General features: G+C 60.8%; 20 protein-coding genes and 1 riboswitch. Of the genes, 12 read left to right on the top strand and 8 right to left on the bottom strand.

From position 1 onward, the window contains the following. Window positions 1–20 precede the first annotated feature (20 nt). Genes OZ428_RS24555 through speB form a run of 4 tightly spaced genes read right to left on the bottom strand, consistent with a single transcriptional unit; the run spans window position 21 to window position 4,336 of the window. Window positions 21–1,403: a sodium:solute symporter gene (locus tag OZ428_RS24555; protein ID WP_269131594.1), complete on the bottom strand. Its 1,383-nt coding sequence runs from the start codon at window positions 1,401–1,403 to the stop codon at window positions 21–23. A gap of 24 nt (window positions 1,404–1,427) precedes the next feature. Further along, window positions 1,428–2,942: a purine-cytosine permease family protein gene (locus OZ428_RS24550; RefSeq protein ID WP_016976503.1), complete on the bottom strand. Its 1,515-nt coding sequence runs from the start codon at window positions 2,940–2,942 to the stop codon at window positions 1,428–1,430. Between the two features lie 21 nt (window positions 2,943–2,963). After that, window positions 2,964–3,386: a YybH family protein gene (locus OZ428_RS24545; protein WP_269131593.1), complete on the bottom strand. Its 423-nt coding sequence runs from the start codon at window positions 3,384–3,386 to the stop codon at window positions 2,964–2,966. Then, window positions 3,386–4,336 (bottom strand): agmatinase, encoded by a 951-nt coding sequence (gene speB / locus OZ428_RS24540; RefSeq protein WP_033900672.1) that lies wholly within the window; start codon window positions 4,334–4,336, stop codon window positions 3,386–3,388. Before speB ends, OZ428_RS24545 begins: the two co-directional genes overlap by 1 nt. A gap of 317 nt (window positions 4,337–4,653) precedes the next feature. Between speB and OZ428_RS24535 the strand changes: the two genes are divergently transcribed. From OZ428_RS24535 to OZ428_RS24505, 7 genes are all read left to right on the top strand, one after another. Beyond that, on the top strand, window positions 4,654–5,547 hold the full coding sequence (locus OZ428_RS24535; protein WP_028617381.1) for a LysR family transcriptional regulator: 894 nt from the start codon (window positions 4,654–4,656) through the stop codon (window positions 5,545–5,547). 6 nt (window positions 5,548–5,553) lie between these two features. Next, window positions 5,554–6,150 carry a tRNA-uridine aminocarboxypropyltransferase gene (locus tag OZ428_RS24530; RefSeq protein ID WP_269131592.1) on the top strand — a complete coding sequence of 199 codons (597 nt, stop codon included), beginning with the start codon at window positions 5,554–5,556 and terminating at the stop codon, window positions 6,148–6,150. 111 nt (window positions 6,151–6,261) lie between these two features. Beyond that, the gene (gene cysM / locus OZ428_RS24525) at window positions 6,262–7,164 is read left to right on the top strand and encodes a cysteine synthase CysM (RefSeq protein ID WP_033900675.1); all 903 of its coding nucleotides are present in this window, start codon (window positions 6,262–6,264) and stop codon (window positions 7,162–7,164) included. Continuing rightward, a complete protein-coding gene (gene rlmD, locus OZ428_RS24520) occupies window positions 7,164–8,516 on the top strand; it encodes a 23S rRNA (uracil(1939)-C(5))-methyltransferase RlmD (protein WP_269131591.1) in 1,353 nt (450 codons plus the stop codon). The genes cysM and rlmD overlap by 1 nt, the downstream gene beginning before the upstream one ends. A 119-nt stretch (window positions 8,517–8,635) precedes the next feature. Next, a complete protein-coding gene (relA, locus tag OZ428_RS24515; protein WP_033900680.1) occupies window positions 8,636–10,879 on the top strand; it encodes a GTP diphosphokinase in 2,244 nt (747 codons plus the stop codon). Next, window positions 10,879–11,712 (top strand): nucleoside triphosphate pyrophosphohydrolase, encoded by an 834-nt coding sequence (gene mazG, locus OZ428_RS24510; protein WP_269134220.1) that lies wholly within the window; start codon window positions 10,879–10,881, stop codon window positions 11,710–11,712. Before relA ends, mazG begins: the two co-directional genes overlap by 1 nt. Before the next feature lie 25 nt (window positions 11,713–11,737). Next, complete coding sequence (locus tag OZ428_RS24505) at window positions 11,738–12,283, top strand: DUF2058 domain-containing protein (protein WP_016976511.1); 546 nt, start codon at window positions 11,738–11,740, stop codon at window positions 12,281–12,283. Between the two features lie 98 nt (window positions 12,284–12,381). Here the strand turns inward: OZ428_RS24505 and OZ428_RS24500 are convergent, their stop codons facing one another. The 4 genes from OZ428_RS24500 to purM all read right to left on the bottom strand — a co-directional run bounded on the left by OZ428_RS24500 (window position 12,382) and on the right by purM (window position 15,264). After that, window positions 12,382–12,570, bottom strand: coding sequence for a hypothetical protein (locus OZ428_RS24500; RefSeq protein WP_010208657.1), 189 nt, complete (start codon window positions 12,568–12,570; stop codon window positions 12,382–12,384). A gap of 263 nt (window positions 12,571–12,833) precedes the next feature. Continuing rightward, window positions 12,834–13,547, bottom strand: a complete 714-nt coding sequence (locus tag OZ428_RS24495) for a DUF3108 domain-containing protein (protein WP_033900686.1) — start codon at window positions 13,545–13,547, stop codon at window positions 12,834–12,836. Between the two features lie 8 nt (window positions 13,548–13,555). Next, a complete protein-coding gene (gene purN, locus OZ428_RS24490; RefSeq protein WP_038847697.1) occupies window positions 13,556–14,206 on the bottom strand; it encodes a phosphoribosylglycinamide formyltransferase in 651 nt (216 codons plus the stop codon). After that, entirely contained in the window at window positions 14,206–15,264 is a 1,059-nt protein-coding gene (gene purM / locus OZ428_RS24485; RefSeq protein ID WP_016976515.1) for a phosphoribosylformylglycinamidine cyclo-ligase, read from the bottom strand. Before purM ends, purN begins: the two co-directional genes overlap by 1 nt. A 342-nt stretch (window positions 15,265–15,606) precedes the next feature. On the opposite strand from purM, the gene OZ428_RS24480 reads away from it, so the two are divergent. The 5 genes from OZ428_RS24480 (at window position 15,607) to OZ428_RS24460 (ending at window position 20,185) form a co-directional block, all read left to right on the top strand. After that, window positions 15,607–16,647: a DUF2066 domain-containing protein gene (locus OZ428_RS24480; protein ID WP_269131590.1), complete on the top strand. Its 1,041-nt coding sequence runs from the start codon at window positions 15,607–15,609 to the stop codon at window positions 16,645–16,647. 32 nt (window positions 16,648–16,679) lie between these two features. Further along, window positions 16,680–17,753, top strand: coding sequence for an AI-2E family transporter (locus OZ428_RS24475; RefSeq protein ID WP_269131589.1), 1,074 nt, complete (start codon window positions 16,680–16,682; stop codon window positions 17,751–17,753). 203 nt (window positions 17,754–17,956) lie between these two features. Further along, the gene (gene hda, locus OZ428_RS24470) at window positions 17,957–18,661 is read left to right on the top strand and encodes a DnaA regulatory inactivator Hda (RefSeq protein WP_010208669.1); all 705 of its coding nucleotides are present in this window, start codon (window positions 17,957–17,959) and stop codon (window positions 18,659–18,661) included. Between the two features lie 213 nt (window positions 18,662–18,874). After that, window positions 18,875–19,504, top strand: a complete 630-nt coding sequence (locus OZ428_RS24465; protein ID WP_033900694.1) for a C40 family peptidase — start codon at window positions 18,875–18,877, stop codon at window positions 19,502–19,504. A gap of 144 nt (window positions 19,505–19,648) precedes the next feature. Further along, window positions 19,649–20,185, top strand: a complete 537-nt coding sequence (locus OZ428_RS24460; protein WP_028617370.1) for a C40 family peptidase — start codon at window positions 19,649–19,651, stop codon at window positions 20,183–20,185. A gap of 96 nt (window positions 20,186–20,281) precedes the next feature. Continuing rightward, window positions 20,282–20,532, top strand: a riboswitch (cobalamin riboswitch). Window positions 20,533–20,539 lie beyond the last annotated feature (7 nt).

Below are 20,539 nucleotides of genomic sequence, written 5' to 3'. Positions count from 1 at the left end.
GCTCTAAATCCAGTTGTATCTCAAACCGCGTTGGCCGCCACACCCTCTGGCCGGTGCGACAGCAAACTCACCACTACAAAACTCACCAGCCCAATCGCCAGGCTGTAGTAGATCGGCGTGTTTGCATCCAGCCCGTCCTTGATCATGAACACCAGCGCCGTCACGAAGCCCAGGGTCATGGAGGTGATGGCGCCTGATGTGGTGGCGCGCTTCCAGAAGATCGCGCCGATCAGCGGGATCAACATGCCGCCCACCAACAGGTTGTAGGCCAAGGTTAGAGCGCTGATCACATCGCTCACCACCAGGGCGATACCCAGCACGGCAATGCCGGTCAGCATCGTGAACAGGCGGTTGATGGCCAGGCTCGACTGTTTGCCGCCACGCAGACGCGGCAGCAGGTCTTCGGTCAGGACGGTGGAGGCGGCGAGCAGGCCGGCGCTGGCGGTGGACATCATTGCCGCCAGTGCTGCGGCAATCACCAGGCCACGGATGCCGTCCGGCAGCGACACTTTCACAATAGCGGCAAAGGCGTTGTTGACGTTATCCAGGTCCGGGATCAGTACATGCGCGGCCATGCCGATCAGCGCACAGGCCAGGCCGTAGAGGATGCAATAGAAACCGGCGAAAGTGCCTGCGTACTTGGCGACCTTTTCGTCACGGGCAGTGAACACCCGCTGCCAGATGTCCTGGCCGATCAGGATGCCGAAGAAGTAGATCATGAAGTAGGTGATGATGGTGTCCCAACCGATCGCGGTGAAGCTGAAACTCGACGCGGGCAGCTTGGCCACCAGTTCGTCCCAGCCGCCGACGCGGTACAGACAGATCGGCAACAGGATGAACATCAGGCCGACGGTCTTGATCACGAATTGCACGATGTCGGTGAGAGTCAGCGACCACATGCCGCCGATGGTCGAGTACACCACTACCACGCCACCACCAAGCAGCACCGAGATCCAGAACGGCAGGCCGAACAGCACTTGCAGCACGGTGCCGATGGCCAGGATCGAGGTCACGCCGATCATCAGTGCGTAGGCCAGCATGATCACGGCGCTGGCCTGGCGGGCCATGGGGTTGTAGCGTTTTTCCAGCACCTGGGTCACGGTGAAGATCTTCAGCTTCAACAGCGGCTTGGCCAGGAACAGGTTCAGCGCAATGATGCCCATGCCCAGCGCGGCACACAGCCAGAAGCCGGAGATGCCATGCACGTAGCCTAGGCGCACGGTGCCGACGGTGGATGCCCCGCCCAATACCGTGGCGGCCATGGTGCCCATGTACAGCGATGGGCCCAGGTTGCGACCGGCCACCAGGTAGTCTTCGTGAGTCTTGGCGCGGCGCATGCCGTAGTAGCCGAGCACGAGCATGCCGGCGGCGTAGATGAGTACGACGAATAAATCCAAAGCCATGACGGCGGTTCTCCGATTATTTTTTTAGGCTATTGAGGCGCTTTTTGTGGCGAGGGAGCTTGCTCCCGTTGGGCTGCGAAGCGGCCCCTGGGGGCCATAAACAGCCGCCGGTTCCGGGAACACACGAAGCAAGGTCAGGTACACCACCGAGGCCAGCCCCAGCGTCACCGGCAGGCTGATATCAATGCCATCCGCCAGATTGCCCAGCGGCCCGACAAACTGCCCCGGCAGGTTGACGAAGCACAGGCCCACCAGCGCACTCGGGATCCACGCTCCCAGCCCGCGCCAGTTCCAGCCATGGCTGAACCAGTAGCGGCCGCCGGTTTCACCGCGAGTGAACACCTGCAGGTCATCCGGGCAGTAGAAGCCGCGACGCACGATCAGGCCGATGATCATCATCACCATCCACGGCGTGGTGCAGGTGATGATCAGCACGGCGAAGGTCGACACGCTCTGCACCAGGTTGGCGGCGAAACGTCCGATAAAGATGAAGGCAATCGACATCACCCCGATCAGCAACGTGGCCTTGACCCGCGACAGCAGGCGCGGGAATACGCTGGACATGTCCAACCCGGTGCCATACAGCGACGTCGTGCCGGTGGACATGCCGCCGATCACCGCGATCAGGCACACCGGCAGGAAGAACCAACTCGGCGCCACGGCCAGCAAACCGCCGACATAGTTGTTGGCCGCAATATAGTCCGGTGCCTTGATCGCCACGATGGTCGCGGTGGCCAGGCCGAACAGGAAGGGAATCAAGGTGGCGATTTGCGCCAGGACCACTGCCAGCATGATGCGTATTTTCGGCGTCTCACGCGGGATGTAACGCGACCAGTCACCCAGGAAAGCGCCGAACGAAATCGGATTGCTCATGGCCACCAGCGCGGCGCCAATAAAGGCCGCCCAGAAGCCGGTCTGGCCCAGGGCCACGGTGCCGGCGAAGTGGCTGTCGAAGGCCGGCGCAAATGCGAAGATCCCCAGCAGGAACAGCAGGCTCGCCGCCCACACGGCAATGCGATTGACCCACAGCATGAAGCGAAAGCCGTAGATGCACACGGTCAGCACCAGAATCGCGAACACGCCGTAGGCCAGGCCCAGGCTCAGGTCGGTTTCCGGCAAGCCAATCAGACGTTTCGCACCGCCCACCAGCGCATCACCTGAACTCCACACCGACAGTGAGAAGAAGGCAATCGCCGTCAGCAGCGAGAGAAACGAGCCGACAATCCGCCCGTGCACGCCAAAGTGCGCACCGGAAGACACGGCGTTGTTGGTGCCATTGATCGGCCCGAACAGGCCCATGGGCGCCAGGATCAGCGCACCCACCAGCACGCCCAGCACAATCGCCCAGACACCCGCCTGGAACGACAGGCCAAATAGCACGGGAAAGGAGCCCAGCACGGCGGTGGCAAAGGTATTGGCACCGCCGAAGATCAGTCGGAACAAATCCTTGGGGCCGGCGGTACGCTCATGGTCCGGGATCTGCTCGACCCCGTTGGTTTCTATCTTGCGAATACTTTTATCGTTGTTTTTATTATTCATGATCTGCTCCGATCACATTGGCTAAGGGGGCGGCAGCCCTTCCGGCATAGCGGACAAATGTTCGTGACAGGCCAGCCACAGGCCTTCTTGTTGTTCTGCGCCAAGCCCTTGCCGTTTGAAGACAATGGTCTCGCGTTCCTGGCTTGTGAATTGCTCCCCGTTCATGCGCAGCTCGGTGGCCACGTCATGCATGAAAATCGCCACGTCACCTTGCAGGCTGACAAAGGCGTTGCTCGAGGTGCAGGACAGCACCTCGAACCCCTCGTCCCGGCGCCAGCTGTCCCACAACGCCTGGTAGGCGTCGCGACTGAGCAGTGGCTGGGGCAGGGTGTAGAACACGAAGCTGGCGTCCGCCGTGAACGCGCCGAAGTAGGCGGCGCGGTCATTGCGGGCGAAGGCCGCCACCAGGTCGGCGGCGGCTTGCAGCACTTCGTGAGTGCTCATCAGCGATGTGCCACGCCAGGCAGTACGCAGAGCATCTCGTACAGCAAGTTGGCGCCCAGCAGCGAAGTGTTGCCGGTGGTGTCGTAGGGCGGCGAAACTTCTACCAGGTCGCAACCAATCAGGTCGAGGCCTTGGCAGCCACGGATGATCTCGATGGCCTGGATGGTGGTCAGCCCACCGATTTCCGGAGTGCCGGTGCCCGGTGCCCAGGCCGGGTCGATGCCATCGATGTCAAAGCTCAGGTACACCGGGCCACCGCCGACTTTTTCACGCACTTCGGCCATCAAGGGCGCGAGGGAGTGGTGCCAGCATTCTTCGGCCTGGACCACGCGGAAGCCTTGTTTGCGGCTCCAGTTGAAGTCTTCGGCGGTGTAGCCTTGGGCGCGCAGGCCGATCTGCACCACACGGTCGCAATCGAGCAAACCTTCTTCTACCGCGCGGCGGAAGGTGGTGCCGTGGGCGATTTTCTCACCGAACATATGGTCGTTGACGTCAGCGTGGGCATCGATGTGCACCAGCCCGACCTTGCCGTGTTTCTTATGGATCGCCCGCAGGATCGGCAGGGTGATGGTGTGGTCGCCGCCCAGGGTCATCGGGATCACGTCGTGTTCGAGGATCTCGTCGTAGGCTTCTTCGATGATGCGCACGGCGTCGAGCAGGTTGAAGGTGTTGATCGCCACGTCGCCGATGTCGGCCACCGACAGCGAATCGAACGGTGCGGCGCCGGTGGCCATGTTGTACGGGCGGATCATCACGGATTCGGCGCGGATTTCACGCGGCCCGAAGCGAGTACCGGCGCGCAGCGAGGTGCCGATGTCCAGGGGTACGCCGATAAAGGCAGCGTCCAGGCCCTTGGCGGTTTGCAGGTGGGGGAGTCGCATCATGGTGGCGATGCCGGCAAAGCGCGGCATTTCGTTGCCGCCCAGTGGTTGGTGGAAAATCTTGTCCACGGGAGTGCCTCATCGTTGTTTTGTTTGTTAGGGGCCGATTCTGCGAAATACGTGGAAACGAAAGAATCGGCAGGGGCAAATACTTAGTTCAGATTTTTCTAAACTAATGCCTGGGGTAGACTGTGTGAGAAAGCTCTATGAGGCATGAACTCTGTGGTGAGCGGGCTTGCCCCGCGCTGGGTGGCGAAGCCGCCCTAACCCAGGCTCCGCATTCATCCAGTTAAAAATCGCTGTCAGGTTTTGGGGTGGCTTTGCCACCCAGCGCGGGGCAAGCCCGCTCACCACAGTAAGTTCAAGCCAACCAATGCGGAGATCCGATGGCCAACGCCTTGCCCGACCTGAAACTCCTGCGCATCTTCGTCAGCGTCGTGCGGCACCAGGGGTTCGCCAATGCCCAGCACGAACTCAACCTGTCCACTTCCGCCATCAGCACCTACATGAGTCAGCTGGAAGCGGCACTGGGCCTGGTGCTGTGTCATCGCGGGCGGGGTGGTTTCAGCCTCACCAGCAAGGGCGAGTTGTTCCATCAGGAAACCTTGCGCCTGTTGGGCGAGCTGGAAGGTTTCGAGCAGTACGCCGCCGCGTTGAAGGGCGAGTTGCGCGGCACGCTGAAGCTGGGTGTACTGGACTCCACGGTCAGCGACAAAGCGTTACCCTTCGCCGAAGTGATCGGCGCCTACAGCCTGGAACACCCGGCGGTGCACTTGCATCTGTCGGTGATGAGCCCTTACGAACTGCAACTGGGCGTGCAGGACAACCGCCTAGACCTGGCCATCGGCGCGTTTTCCAACCGCATGAGCGGGTTGATCTACATGCCGCTGTATCGGGAGCAGCACTGGTTGTATTGCAGCACGCGGCATCCTTTGTTCAATGAACGGCGCATTCCCGAGCAGGTGATCACGCAGCAACGCATGGTCGGTCGCGGCTACTGGAGCCAGGCCGAATTGGCAAGGCACGGCTTCAAACACAGTGCAGCCACCGTGGAAAGTATGGAGGCGCAGTTGATCCTGGTGCTGTCCGGCGCCTACATCGGTTATTTGCCCGAACACTACGCCCAGGCCTGGGCCGACAAGGGCGATTTGCGCGTCTTGCTGCCGGCGACCTTCGGCTACCAGGCGCCATTCTCGATGATCATGCGTCGGGGGCGCAGCCGCGAACCGCTGATCCAGACTTTCCGCGACTTGCTCAAAGCCCAGCTCAACCAGGCCTGATAAACCATGTCCAGACCCCAATGCTCCCGCTGCCTGCGGCCCGTCACCCACTGCCTGTGCCCGCTGATCCCCAACCTCGACAGCCGGACCCGCGTGTTGCTGTTGCAGCATCCGAGCGAGGTCAACCATGCGCTCAACACTGCACGCCTGGCGGCGTTGGGTTTGAACAACGCGCAGTTGGTGGTGGGAGAGGTCTTTGAGGACCTGCCGGCGTTGTTGAACGTGCCCGGCTACCAGGCACGGCTGCTGTTTCCGGCTGACGACGCCCAGCCACTTAAAGTCTATGCGCCAGTAGATCAGCCGCTGCTGCTGGTGGTCCCCGACGGCACTTGGCGCAAGGCGCGCAAACTCTTGCACCTCAATCCGTTGTTGGCTGCGCTACCCAGGGTGGCATTGGCCGAAGGCGCTGTGTCCCGCTATCGGCTGCGCAAGGCACCTGGCCCCGGCGCGCTGTCGACAGTGGAAGCGATTGTGCAGGCGCTGCAGGTCTTGGAGTCGCCCGCTTCGTTCGAAGCCTTGCTCAAACCTTTCGATGCGTTGATCGACGGCCAGATTGCGGCGATGGGGCCTGATGTGTTCAACCGCAACCATGGCGAGCAGTGAACATTCGGTGCCTTATTCCTTTAAGCCATAAGCACCACACTTTGCGTGATATGGCCCGCCGGCCTTTCCCGGTATGATGTTCGCCCCCGCAGTCTGGATTGCGAATACGCCATGACCTTGCAGTACCCTACAATCGCCGATTGCGTCGGCAACACGCCCCTGGTCCGCTTGCAACGCATGGCGGGTGAAACCAGCAATACCCTGTTGCTCAAGCTTGAAGGGAACAATCCGGCTGGCTCCGTGAAGGACCGCCCGGCGTTGTCGATGATCACCCGCGCCGAGCTGCGCGGGCAGATCAAGCCCGGCGACACCCTGATCGAAGCCACCTCGGGTAACACCGGGATCGCCCTGGCCATGGCCGCCGCGATCAAGGGTTACAAGATGATCCTGATCATGCCCGACAACGGCAGCGCCGAACGCAAGGCGGCAATGACCGCCTACGGCGCCCAGCTGATCCTGGTCACCCAGGAAGAAGGCATGGAGGGCGCACGGGACCTGGCCGAGCGCTTGGCCGCCGAAGGCCGTGGCCTGGTGCTGGACCAGTTCGCCAACGGCGACAACCCCGAGGCGCACTACACCACCACCGGCCCGGAAATCTGGCGCCAGACGGGGGGCACCATCACCCATTTCGTCAGCTCCATGGGCACCACCGGCACCATCATGGGCAACTCGCGCTACCTGAAGGAGCAGAACCCGGCGATCCAGATCGTCGGCCTGCAACCGATGGAAGGCTCGGCCATTCCCGGTATCCGCCGCTGGCCCGAGGAGTATCTGCCGAAGATCTACAACGCGACCCGCGTAGACCGCATCATCGACATGGCCCAGCGCGAAGCCGAAGACACCACCCGCCGCCTGGCCCGTGAAGAAGGCATCTTCTGCGGCGTGTCGTCCGGTGGCGCGGTGGCCGGCATGTTGCGTTTGTCTAAAGAAGTGGAAAACGCGGTGATCGTCGCGATCATCTGTGACCGAGGCGACCGCTACCTGTCGACCGGCATCTTCGACGAACCCAACTGATGGCCAAGCACGAGAGAGGCCTGCGCTTCCAACCGACGGGCGGCAGCCGGGCCCCGCAGATTCCTGTGGGCAAGAAACAGCGCCTGATCATCGAGCGCCTGGCCAACGACGGCCGTGGCATCGTGTTCTTTGAAGGCCGCACCTGGTTTGTGAACGGCGCGCTGGCCGGCGAAGAAGTCGAAGCGCGGGTGTTGGGCGGCCACGGCAAGATTGTCGAGGCGCGCACCGAGCGCGTGTTCAAGGCCAGCGAATTGCGCCGCCCGGCGCCGTGCGCCCATGTCGGCCGGTGCGGCGGTTGCAGCGTGCAGCACTTGCCCCATACCGAACAGCTTGCCCTGAAACAGCGCATGCTCGCCGAGCAACTGTCCCGTGTGGCCGGTGTCGAACCGCAAGAGTGGGCCCAGCCTTTGAGTGGTCGGGAATTCGGTTACCGTCGCCGCGCCCGCGTGGCCGTGCGCTGGGATGCCAAGGCCAAACAGCTGGAAGTAGGGTTCCGCGCCGTGGCCAGCCAGGACATTGTTGCCATCGACGATTGCCCGGTGCTGGTACAGGCCTTGCAACCGATCATGCAGCGTCTGCCGAACATGCTGCGTCGCCTGAGCAAACCGCAGGCCCTGGGGCACGTGGAGTTGTTCAGCGGTACGTCCATCGCCGTGTTGTTGCGGCACATGGCGCCGCTGTCGGAAGCTGACCTGCAGGTGTTGAAAGAATTTTGTGCCTTCCATGAAGCTCAATTGTGGCTGCATGGCGAGGGTCAACCTGAGCCGGTCGAAGTCGATTCGGTCTTGGGTTTTCGATTGGAACAATGGGATCTGGAGTTGGCCTATCGACCTGGCGACTTTGTGCAGGTCAACGCCGGGGTCAACGAAGCGATGGTCGCACAGGCCCTGGAATGGCTGGCGCCACAACCCGACGAACGGGTGCTGGACCTGTTTTGCGGCCTGGGCAACTTCGCCCTGCCACTGGCGCGCCAGGTGCGTGAAGTGGTGGCGGTGGAAGGCGTGCAGACCATGGTGGACCGCGCGGCTGTCAACGCTGTCAGCAACGATTTGCATAATGCACAGTTTTTTCAGGCCGATTTGTCCCAGCCTTTGACTGACGCGGAATGGGCCAAACAGGGCTTTTCTGCGGTACTCTTGGACCCACCCCGTGATGGTGCCCTGGAGGTTGTGCGCAAGCTCGCGACCCTGGGAGCCAAGCGTCTGGTGTATGTGTCCTGCAACCCGGCCACGCTGGCGCGGGACACGGTTGAGTTGGTCAAGCAAGGCTACCGGCTAAAACGTGCCGGGATCCTCGACATGTTTCCGCAAACCGCGCATGTCGAGGCCATGGCGTTATTTGAAGCGGGCTAGGATGCCCGTTTAATCCGACCGGCCTGTCGTCTCCAGGGCCTGTGATCTGCCAGGGAGCAGTAGAAGGTCGGCGATGAATTCTGGCGCATCGAAGGTGCGTCGTAGGGAAGGTAAGCAAGATGGTACAGGTGAGAGCACACCAGCCGATCAACACCGACGGCAGTATCAATCTCGAGGCATGGCTGGATCATGCCATCAGTGTCGACCCGGCACTGGACCGTGAAGCCTTGAAAGCAGCCTGCGAGTTCGCTCGCGAGTCTGAGCAGCAAGACAATGCGGCCAAGAACCTGTGGGCCGAAGGCACTTCGAGCTTTCGCACCGGGTTGGAAATCGCCGAGATCCTCGCCGATCTCAAGCTGGACCAGGATTCACTGATTGCCGCCGTGCTGTATCGCGGCGTGCGTGAAGGGCATATTCAGTTGCCCACCGTCAGCCAGCGTTTCGGCGCCGTGGTGGCCAAGTTGATCGACGGCGTGCTGCGTATGGCCGCGATCAGCGCCAGCCTCAGCCCACGTCAGTCCATGGTGCTGGGCACCCAGGGCCAGGTCGAGAACCTGCGCAAGATGCTGGTGGCGATGGTCGACGACGTGCGTGTCGCCCTGATCAAGCTGGCCGAGCGCACCTGCGCGATCCGTGCGGTGAAGACCGCCGACGACGAAAAACGTAACCGCGTCGCCCGCGAAGTCTTCGATATCTATGCGCCGCTGGCCCACCGTCTGGGTATTGGCCATATCAAGTGGGAGCTGGAGGACTTGTCCTTCCGCTACCTCGAACCCGATCAATACAAACAGATCGCTACGCTGCTGCATGAGCGGCGGCTGGACCGTGAGCGCTTCATCGCCGACGTGATGAACCAGTTGCGTTCCGAGTTGCAGGCCACCGGCGTCGAAGCCGACATCAGCGGCCGCGCCAAGCACATCTATTCCATCTGGCGCAAAATGCAGCGCAAGGGCCTGGCGTTCAGCCAGATCTATGACGTGCGTGCGGTGCGCGTGCTGGTGCCGGAAATGCGCGACTGCTATACCGCGCTCGGCATCGTCCACACGCTGTGGCGGCACATTCCCAAGGAGTTTGACGACTACATCGCCAACCCCAAGGAGAACGGCTATCGCTCGCTGCACACCGCGGTAATCGGCCCCGAGGGCAAGGTGCTGGAAGTGCAGATCCGCACCCACGCCATGCACGAAGAGGCCGAGCTGGGCGTGTGTGCGCACTGGCGCTACAAGGGCACCGACGTCAAGGCCGGGTCCAACCAGTACGAAGAAAAAATCTCCTGGCTGCGCCAAGTGCTGGAATGGCACGAAGAACTCGGCGACATCGGCGGCCTGGCCGAACAGCTGCGCGTGGATATCGAGCCGGACCGGGTCTACATCTTCACACCGGACGGCCACGCCATCGACTTGCCCAAGGGCGCCACGCCGTTGGACTTCGCCTACCGTGTGCACACCGAGATCGGCCACAACTGCCGGGGTGCCAAGATCAATGGGCGCATCGTGCCGCTCAACTACAGCCTGCAGACCGGTGAACAGGTCGAGATCATCACCAGCAAGCACGGCACGCCGAGCCGCGACTGGCTGAACCCGAACCTGGGCTACATCACCACGTCGCGGGCACGGGCGAAGATCGTCCACTGGTTCAAATTGCAGGCGCGCGACCAGAACGTCGCCGCCGGTAAAACCTTGCTTGAACGCGAACTGGGGCGCCTCGGCCTGCCTCAGGTGGACTTCGACAAGTTGGCCGAAAAAGCCAACATGAAGATCGCCGAAGACATGTTCGCCGCCCTCGGTGCTGGCGATTTGCGCCTGGCCCAACTGGTCAACCTGGCGCAACAACTGGTCGAGCCGGAACGCGGCAGCGAACAGCTGGAACTGATCCCACGCAAGGCCACCGGCTACAAGCCCGGCAAACGCGGCGATATCCAGATCCAGGGCGTGGGCAACCTGATGACCCAAATCGCCGGATGCTGCCAGCCGTTGCCGGGCGACGCCATCGTCGGCTACATCACCCAGGGCCGTGGTGTGAGCATTCACCGCCAGGACTGCGCCTCGGTGCTGCAACTGGGCGGGCGTGAGCCGGAGCGGATCATCCAGGTCAGCTGGGGCCCGGTGCCGGTGCTCACCTACCCGGTGGACATCATTATTCGTGCATACGACCGTTCCGGCTTGCTGCGGGATGTGTCGCAAGTATTGCTCAATGAGCGGATCAACGTGCTGGCGGTCAACACCCGTTCGAATAAAGAGGACAATACCGCGCTGATGTCCCTGACTATCGAGATTCCGGGGTTGGACGCATTGGGGCGGTTGCTGGGGCGGATTTCCCAGCTACCGAATATCATCGAGACGCGGCGTAACCGAACCCCATGATGTATTCGCTTGAAGACCTGCTGCACTTGATGAACCGCCTGCGGGACCCGCAATACGGGTGCCCGTGGGACATCAAGCAAACCTACGCGACCATCGTCCCGCACACCCTGGAAGAAGCCTACGAAGTTGCCGACGCCATTGAGCGCGGCGACTTCGATCACCTGCAAGGCGAGTTGGGCGACCTGTTGTTCCAGGTGGTGTATTACAGCCAGTTGGCACGGGAAGAAGGGCGCTTCGAATTCGCCGGGGTGATCGACAGCATCACGCGCAAGCTGATCCGTCGTCATCCCCACGTGTTCCCCACGGGCAATCTGTATGCACCGCTGGACATCCCGCAGCTGAGTGAAGAACAGGTCAAGGAGCGCTGGGAGCAGATCAAGGCTGAGGAGCGTGCGGAAAAGTCCGACGCGCCGGAGCAACTTTCCCTGCTGGACGATGTGCCCACGGCGCTGCCGTCCCTGTCCCGTGCCGCCAAATTGCAGAAGCGCGCCAGCCAGGTCGGCTTCGACTGGCCGTCGGCCCTGCCGGTGGTGGATAACGTGCGCGAAGAGCTCGATGAAGTGCTCGAAGCCATGGCCGACAACGATTCTGCGGCGATTGCCGATGAGGTCGGTGACCTGCTGTTCGCGGCGGTCAACCTGGCCCGTCACCTCAAGGTCGACCCGGAAACCGCGCTGCGTGGCGCCAATGCCAAGTTCGAACGACGTTTCCGATTTATCGAACAGGCATTGCGCGATACGCACCAATCCATAGAAGATTGCACCCTCGAAACGATGGACGCCCTGTGGGGCGAAGCCAAACGTCAGGAAAAGAATGTGTCCAGCTGCGGTTGAGCAGTTGCCTAAGTGAGTAAGCACCATGAGCCTTTCCCTTCGCGACCAGTTGCTCAAAGCAGGTCTGGTCAACCAAAAGCAGGCCAAGCAGGTCGGCAAAGAGAAACAGAAGCAGCAGCGCCTGGTCCACAAAGGTCAGATTGAGGCGGATGACACCCAGGCCCGCCTGGCGGCCGAGGCGCACGCCGAGAAGGTCAAGCGCGACCAGGAGCTGAACCGCCAACAGCAGGAAAAAGCCGAGGCCAAGGCCCGTACCGCCCAGGTCAAGCAACTGATCGAGACGTCGCGCCTGCCCAAGCTGACCACCGAGGACTACTACAACTTCGTGGATGACAAGAAGGTCAAGCGCCTGTCGGTCAACACGCTGATGCGCAACAAGTTGAGCAACGGCTCCCTGGCTATCGTGCACCACGGCGGCAGCTACGAGGTAATCCCGCGCGAAGCCGCGCTGAAGATCCAGGAGCGCGCACCGGAGCGTATCGTGCAGCTCAATATCCTGACGGAAAGCCAGGTGCCGGACGAGGATGACCCGTACGCGGCGTACCAGATTCCGGATGATCTGATGTGGTAAGGCTGTAGAAACAACAAACCCCGCTCAAAAGGCGGGGTTTTTGTTTGCAGGCAATCCAGCTGCTGTGTGGGGCTGGATGCCTGCCGAATTTCAGAGTCTCAGGAGCCTTGCGCCTGGCGTCTCATCTCAAGGGCTTCGAGCTCGTTTTTATAATTATGAGCGTCGCTCTCGTTGTGAAACATGCCGACCAACAGGTCTTGTTGGTGTACATCCCAGATGTGAATTCCATGGCCCAGTGCTTCGTGGGACATATGTTCGTCGTCGCGTTCAGTTACTTTTACAGTCATCTGCTTGCTCCAATCTCTGGTGGATCTGCGGCAAGTCGTCGCAGGCCTTTGTTATATGATTTGTTAGCTTGCTAAGTAAACCGACTTTTCGCGCAACAATTCATTGCAGCAAATGCAACAGTGCTGCAGGCCGCGTAAACCGCGACATTGCGCCGCAGGGCGCTGAGTTTTATGACAAAAGTTTCATGTTCGCATCAGGGGCGGCTCAATCGACGGGCGAAAAAAAGCCCCGCATTTGCGAGGCTCTTTGTTCCAGCTACCGATCAGCTACCTTTGACAGCCTTACCGTCAACAGTACCGTCCTGCAACATGATGTTGTATTCCTTGCCGTCAGTTTCTACCTGACGCAGTGCAACCAGGATGCCGCCCTGGTCCTTGGCAAACCACATCTGGGTGATGCGCTTGCTCTGAGTCGGATCACGCACGCGCTCGACCTTGATCGCGTCGATGGAGCCGACCTTGGTCTGGACCTTTTCCGGGCCGATCACGCGGAAGTCGTAGGTGTCGACGTCAGTGCCTTCCACCACGTTGTAGCTCATGCTCTTCTTGCCGGCCGCCACATCGCGCTGCAGGGCCAACTGGTAGGTCGACTTGTCGAGCATGCCGCTTTGCAGGGGCACGTTGACCGCGTCCTTGTTTTCAAAACCGGTAACTTTCTTGGCGGTCTGGTCGAAGTCCAGGTTGATCTTCTTCGCCTTGCCCAGGCCACCGCGTTCGAAGGTGTAGCTCTTCGGTTGCAGGGTGTCCTTGTCGAATTGAATCACGCTGGTTTCGGTGAGGCTGGCGATCATCATGGAGGCCTTGAAATTCAAGGTCCAAGTGCCGTCGCCATTCTTGGCCAGGCTGCGTTCAGCCGAACCACTCATGGGCAACTGTTTCCAGTCGGCGGTGTAGCTTACGGAGAAAGGGTGAAGGTCTGCTGCTTGCACGGCTGGCAAGGCGAACAGCGCAAAAGCGAAGAGCAAGGCGCGACGCATAAAATCTCCTAGGTTCGAATCAAGTGGCCGCTGGCCGCAAGTAACTGACCGTCCAATAATGCACCCTGGTCACCAAGAATCAACCGCCCCTCGGCAAACCAGCGAACTGCCAGCGGGTAAATCCTGTGTTCCTGGGTGTGAACCCGTTGCGCAAGCGTCTGCGCCGAGTCGTCAGACTCTACCGGAACCACTGCCTGTACGACCAGAGGCCCGCCATCGAGTTCCTCGGTGACAAAGTGCACGCTGCAGCCGTGTTCGCTGTCGCCGGCATCGAGCGCGCGCTGGTGCGTGTGCATGCCTTTGTATTTGGGCAGCAGGGAAGGGTGGATATTGAGCAGGCGCCCTTCGTAATGCCGCACGAAATCAGCACTGAGGATGCGCATGAAGCCGGCGAGTACCACGAGTTTGGGGTTGAAGGCGTCGATCAGTTCGATCAAGGCGCTGTCGAAGGCCTCGCGACCTTCGAAAGCCTTGTGATCCAGCGAGCGGGTATCGATACCCGCGTCCCTGGCGCGTTGCAGGCCGTAGGCGTCGCTGCGGTTGGAGATCACCGCAGCGATGCGCACCGGGCTGTCGCCGGTGCGCATGCTGTCGATCAGGGCCTGCAAGTTACTGCCGGTGCCGGAAAGCAGCACCACGACATCACAGGTCTCAGGCATCAGTGAGCCTTGAGGTTCTTCAGTTCAACCTGAGCCGCGCCTTCGGCGGCAGTGGCGATCTGACCGATGACCCAAGGCTGCTCGCCCGCTTCACGCAGTACGTTCAGCGCGGTTTCAACGTGCTCTTGCGCCACGCAGATGACCATGCCCACGCCGCAGTTCAGCACGCGGTGCATCTCGGTTTCATCGACGTTGCCTTTCTCTTGCAGCCAGTCGAATACCGCAGGGCGCTGCCAGCTGGCCACGTCGACGATCGCCTGGGCGCCTTTTGGCAGGACGCGCGGGATGTTGTCCAGCAAGCCGCCACCGGTGATGTGGGCCATGGCCTTGACGGCGCCAGTGTCCTTGATCAATTTGAGCAGAGGCTTGACGTAGATGCGGGTCGGGGCCATCAGCAGGTCGGTCAGCGGCTTGCCATCGAGTTGGGTGTTCTCGATCTCGGCGCCGGATACTTCGATGATCTTGCGGATCAGCGAGTAACCGTTGGAGTGCGGGCCGGAAGAAGGCAAGGCCAGCAGGGCGTCACCGGCGGCAACCTTGGAGCCGTCGATGATTTCGGCTTTTTCCACGACGCCGACGCAGAAGCCGGCCAGGTCGTAGTCTTCGCCTTCGTACATGCCTGGCATTTCTGCGGTTTCGCCGCCGACCAGGGAGCAACCCGACAGTTCGCAGCCCGCGCCGATACCAGTCACCACTTGTGCAGCGGTGTCGACGTTCAGCTTGCCGGTAGCGTAGTAGTCCAGGAAGAACAACGGCTCGGCGCCGCACACCACCAGGTCGTTGACGCACATGGCAACCAGGTCGATGCCGATGGTGTCGTGTTTGTTCAGGTTCAATGCCAGGCGCAGCTTGGTGCCCACACCATCGGTGCCGGAAACCAGTACAGGCTGCTTGTAGCCGGCCGGGATTTCGCAGAGGGCGCCAAAACCGCCCAGGCCACCCATGACTTCGGGGCGCGCAGTGCGCTTGGCGACGCTCTTGATGCGTTCGACCAATGCTTCACCGGCGTCGATGTCTACACCGGCGTCCTTGTAGCTCAGGGAGGGTTGCTTGCTCATGATCCAGGCCTTTAGGGGGGATTCAGGGGTAACGACCGAGCGGGCGGGGGCTTTTATAAAGGCCACGCCGTTGACGGTCTGCGAAGGCGCGCGATTTTATCAGGCTTGAGGGGCAGCGGCCATCCTCGGGCCGACGGGCAGGGGTATATGGTGTTAAAAAAATGCTAATCGGGTCTGCTTTGGCGCGTATTAAGGTATAGCCTTTACGGCGCTAGCGTTGTGACAGTACGAAAACTTACCAAGACCCTGTGAATGTTTTACCGGTCGCCGTGGTCACAGCCTTGGCAAACCGAGTTCACGCGGTCTGTTCCAGCCGCTAAATTTGTCGTTCGGGAATCTTCCATGCGTCTGTGTAAATTCTTCTTTGTAGGCTGCTTGTCGTTGGTCAGCCTGGCGAGTCATGCCGAAACCCTCAATGGCCTCTATCAAGTACTCGAACCCGTCAGCAGCCAGTCGCCCCAAGAGCGTGACCAGGCGACCCAGCGCGCCGTGCAGACCCTGGTGATCCGCCTGACCGGCGACGCCAAGGCCGCCGACGGCCCGGGCCTGGCGGCCGTTCGTAAAGATCCGCAACAAATCATCAGCCAATATGGCTACGACGCCGGCCCGCCGGAAAGCCTGCAAGTGGATTTCGATCCGGTGAGCACTGATCGCGTCCTGCGCGAAGCGGGCTTGTCGATCTGGGGCAGCAATCGGCCGTCGATCCTCGGCTGGTGGCTGAACGATTCCACCGAAGGCAGCAGTCTAGTGGGCGATGGCCAGACCGTCGCCCAAGCGTTGCGCCGTGCCGCGCAACACCGTGGCTTGCCGTTGCGCTTGCCCCTGGGCGACCTGGATGAGCAGGTCGTCGCCACCGCACCGAACCTGGAAAGTGCTGACGCCACACCGCTGCGCGCCGCCTCCGAGCGTTATGGCGCCGACGCCTTGCTGGCCGTGCATGCGCGCCAGGAAGGCAGCCAATGGCAAGCCAAATGGCGTTTGTGGCTGGGCGACAAGAGCGAGCAGGGCACCGCGCAAGGGGCCGACACCGGCGCTGTGGCCGACGCGGTGATGCTGGCGGTCAGCCAAAAGCTCGCGCCACGCTTTGCGGTCAAACCCGGCGTGAGTACCGAACAACTGCTGGAAGTACAGGGCATGACCCTGGAGCGTTACGCCGCACTCGGTCATCTGCTTGAACCTTTTGGCGCTCAGCCACAACTCGTGGACGGCAATCGCATCGTGTACCGCGTCAATGGCAGTGCCGATCAATTACGTACCCAGTTGAGCCTGGCCAAGTTGCAGGAAATTCCAGCAGGTGAAGTGCCGGTCCAGCAACCCGTAGTGGATGGCACGCAGCCAGCGGTCGCGCCCGAACCTCAGGCGCAACTGCGTTTTCGTTGGTAGCAGTTTTCTTCTTTATATAGGTGGAGTGGTTTATGGCGGATACGCGTCGTTGGGTGTGGCTTGGCGGGATTGTCCTGCTGTGCGTTTTTGTGTTCCTGCTGCATTCGATCCTGACGCCGTTCTTGGTCGCGTTGCTGCTGGCCTATCTATTCGATCCGGTGGTGGATCGCCTGGAGAAGGCCGGGTTGTCGCGCACCTGGGGCGTGGTGGCGGTATTCGCCCTGTTTACCCTGATCATCACGGCGCTGGTGCTGGTGCTGGTGCCGATGCTGGCCAAACAACTGTTCCGCCTGTATGAACTGGCGCCGCAGATGCTCGACTGGCTGCAACACACGGCGATGCCGTGGGCCCAGGCCAAGTTTGGGTTGGCGGATGGTTTCTGGAAGTTCGACAAGGTCAAGGCGGCGATCAGCGAGCATATGGGCCAGACCACCGATATCGTCGGTGTGGTCCTCAGCCAGGCGACGGCCTCCAGCCTGGCGTTGATTGGCTGGTTGACCAACCTGGTGCTGATCCCGGTGGTGGCGTTCTACCTGCTGCGCGACTGGGACATCATGATGGCCAAGATTCGCAGCCTGCTGCCGCGTAATCGTGAGGAGCGCATTGTCTCTCTGGCCGAGGAATGCCATGAGGTGCTCGGCGCATTCGTGCGAGGGCAGTTGCTGGTGATGTTGGCACTGGGGATTATCTACGCCGCTGGCCTGATGGCCATCGGCCTGGAACTGGGCCTGTTGATCGGCCTGATCGCCGGTCTCGCCGCCATCGTGCCTTATATGGGCTTTGTGATTGGTATCGGCGCGGCGTTGGTGGCGGGGTTGTTCCAGTTCGGCGGTGACCTGTACCCGATGCTGGGGATCGTGGCGGTGTTTATGGTCGGCCAGGCCTTGGAAGGCATGGTGCTGACGCCGTTGCTGGTGGGTGATCGAATCGGTTTGCACCCTGTGGCGGTGATCTTTGCGATCCTGGCGGGCGGTGAGTTGTTCGGCTTCACTGGCATTCTGCTCGCGCTGCCGGTGGCGGCGGTGATCATGGTGCTGGTGCGCCATGTACACGATTTGTATAAGGATTCGGAGGTGTACACGGGGGTTGAAGACCCCGATCTGTAATCACTCTGCCACAAACCCGGCCCAGGCCGGGTTTGTTGTTTCTGGAGCCAGTGCGTCAAACAATCTGCGTAAATCCAACAAGTTAACGCAAACCTTTGATTTTGCTTGGGGTCTGTTGCATTGTGCGCCCGGCGTCACGGGTATAAACTTTGCAAACTTTACACAGAGGCCACTAACGGTTCGTTTGGAGCCGTTCAGTCAGCATGAAACCGATTCAGCTGCCCTTGGGTGTGCGTCTGCGTGACGACGCCACCTTTATCAACTACTACCCAGGCGCCAATGCCGCTGCACTCGGCTATGTCGAGCGGCTCTGCGAAGCCGACGCCGGGTGGACCGAAAGCCTGATCTATCTGTGGGGCAAGCACGGCGTAGGGCGTACCCACCTGCTGCAGGCCGCGTGCCTGCGGTTCGAGCAGATGGGCGAGCCGGCGGTTTACCTGCCCCTGGCGGAGTTGATGGATCGCGGTATCGGCATCTTCGACCATCTTGAGCAGTACGAGCTGGTGTGTCTGGACGATCTGCAAGCCATCGCCGGCAAGGCGGAGTGGGAAGAGGCGCTGTTCCACCTGTTCAACCGCTTGCGTGACAGCGGTCGGCGCCTGCTGATTGCCGCATCCACCTCGCCACGTGAGTTACCGATCAAGCTGGCCGACCTCAAGTCGCGCATGACCCTGGCGCTGATCTTCCAGATGCGCCCGCTGTCCGATGAAGACAAATTGCGTGCCTTGCAATTGCGTGCATCCCGTCGCGGCCTGCACCTCACCGACGAAGTGGGGCATTTCATCCTCACCCGCGGCACGCGCAGCATGAGCGCGTTGTTCGATCTGCTTGAACAGCTCGACCAAGCCTCCTTGCAGGCCCAGCGCAAGCTGACCATTCCCTTTTTGAAAGAAACCCTCGGCTGGTAGCCGGCCCGCTGTTCTCGCGGCTTTCGGCAAATTCCAGGCGCCAGAAAACCTGCGTTTGAGCCGGTTTGGCTACGCAAAAGGCAGATATAGGGTGTTAAGGGCTTAGATGTCATAGTCCAAACAAGAAGTCACATAGATCACGATTGAATTTGCAAATCGATGTGATAGAGGGCATAGTCTCGTCTTCTTTACATATCAGCCACGGTCGTGCCCATGCTAAATCGCTTCGCACCCCTCGTGCCCCTCGCACTCGTTACCCTGTTGTTTGGTTGCGCCTCCCACCCTCAACAGGTGGCAGAACAGCAAAAACCACAGGTTCAAAATCAGGCAAAATTCGTTGCTGCACAGTCTGCTTCTGTTTATGAAGAAGAGCTGGCAACGGAAAAAGAACTGGCCAATTTCAATGGCAGCAAGCCTTACCAGCTGCCCGTTCTGGCCGACAGCATCCTCGAACGCGGCATGTCCCTGATCGGTACCCGTTACCGCTTCGGCGGCACCTCTGAAGCCGGTTTCGACTGCAGCGGTTTCATCGGCTACCTGTTTCGCGAAGAAGCTGGCATGAACTTGCCACGCTCCACCCGCGAAATGATCAACGTGGATGCACCGTTGGTCGCACGCAACAACCTCAAGCCCGGTGATCTGCTTTTCTTCAGTACAGCGGGTCGTGGTCGTGTAAGCCATGCCGGTATCTACCTGGGCGATAACCAGTTTATCCACTCCAGCAGCCGTCGCAGTGGCGGTGTCCGGGTCGATAACCTGGGTGACAGCTACTGGAGCAAAACCTTCATCGAAGCCAAGCGCGCACTCGCCATGGCCCCGACGACGGTTACCGCTAGCAAGTAAACTTAAAGTGATACTTGAAGTTTGACGTGTAAGCGCTAGAATCCCTGGACATTGTTGTAATCCGTTCGCGCGAGCTTTGCTTGCGCGTTCTGGTTTTCAGCGTTCGGCAGCGAAAGCCGCATCCAGACCAGGATTGTTCTGCCCATGTCGACCTCGGCCCGCCTGATCCTTATTCTTTGCGCCGCGCTGCTCAGCGCCTGCGCAAGCCGCCCGCCGCCCGCGCCTGTAGCCGTCAAGCCCAAGCCGGTGTTCAACTACTCCACCCAGAATTTCTCGCCTGCGGCCGAAGATGTGCTCTTCCGCGCGCTGGGCCTGGTCGGCACACCTTATCGTTGGGGCGGCAACACACCGGACTCCGGGTTTGATTGCAGCGGCCTGATCGGGTTTGTCTTCCGCGATGCTGCCGGCATCTCCCTGCCGCGTACCACCCGCGAGCTGATCGTGATGCGCGCCCAGGATGTCAGCGAGCAGAATCTGCAGACCGGAGACTTGTTGTTCTTCGCTACAGGCGGCGGTTCACAGGTCAGCCACGCCGGGATCTACGTCGGCGAAGGCCGCTTTGTGCATGCACCGCAAACCGGCGGTACGGTGAAGCTGGACACCTTGTCCAAGGCGTATTGGCAGAATGCTTACTTGAGCGCCAAGCGCGTATTGCCAGGGAATCTGGCGCGTAATCCGTAAGAAGCAGCGGCAAGTTTCAAGCTTCAAGCTGCAAGGAGGGGATACCTGCTTGCAGCTATCTGCTTGAAGCTTGCAGCTCGCCCCTCAACCTACTACCCTTCGCCGCTTGTTCCAGGTGCTCTGTGACCCATGGGTCGACCGAGTGAAACAGGGAAGCCGGTGAGTGAGCGCACTTGTACACAGTGCCGCCGCGATTCCGGCGCTGCCCCCGCAACGGTAAATGAGTCAAGACGCTGCCTTTTGCCACTGTATCGCTCGCGATATGGGAAGGCGCAGCGTCGGTCTGCGCCTCTATAAGGCGCACGCCACTCATGAGCCCGGAGACCGGCCTGCAACATCCAACAGCATCACGGT

The sequence above is a fragment of the Pseudomonas sp. GXZC genome (genome assembly GCF_026967615.1).
Lineage (GTDB): Bacteria > Pseudomonadota > Gammaproteobacteria > Pseudomonadales > Pseudomonadaceae > Aquipseudomonas > Aquipseudomonas azotoformans_A.
The sequence above is the reverse complement of the archived record's forward strand: the minus strand, read 5'-3'. Positions and strand labels throughout refer to the sequence as shown.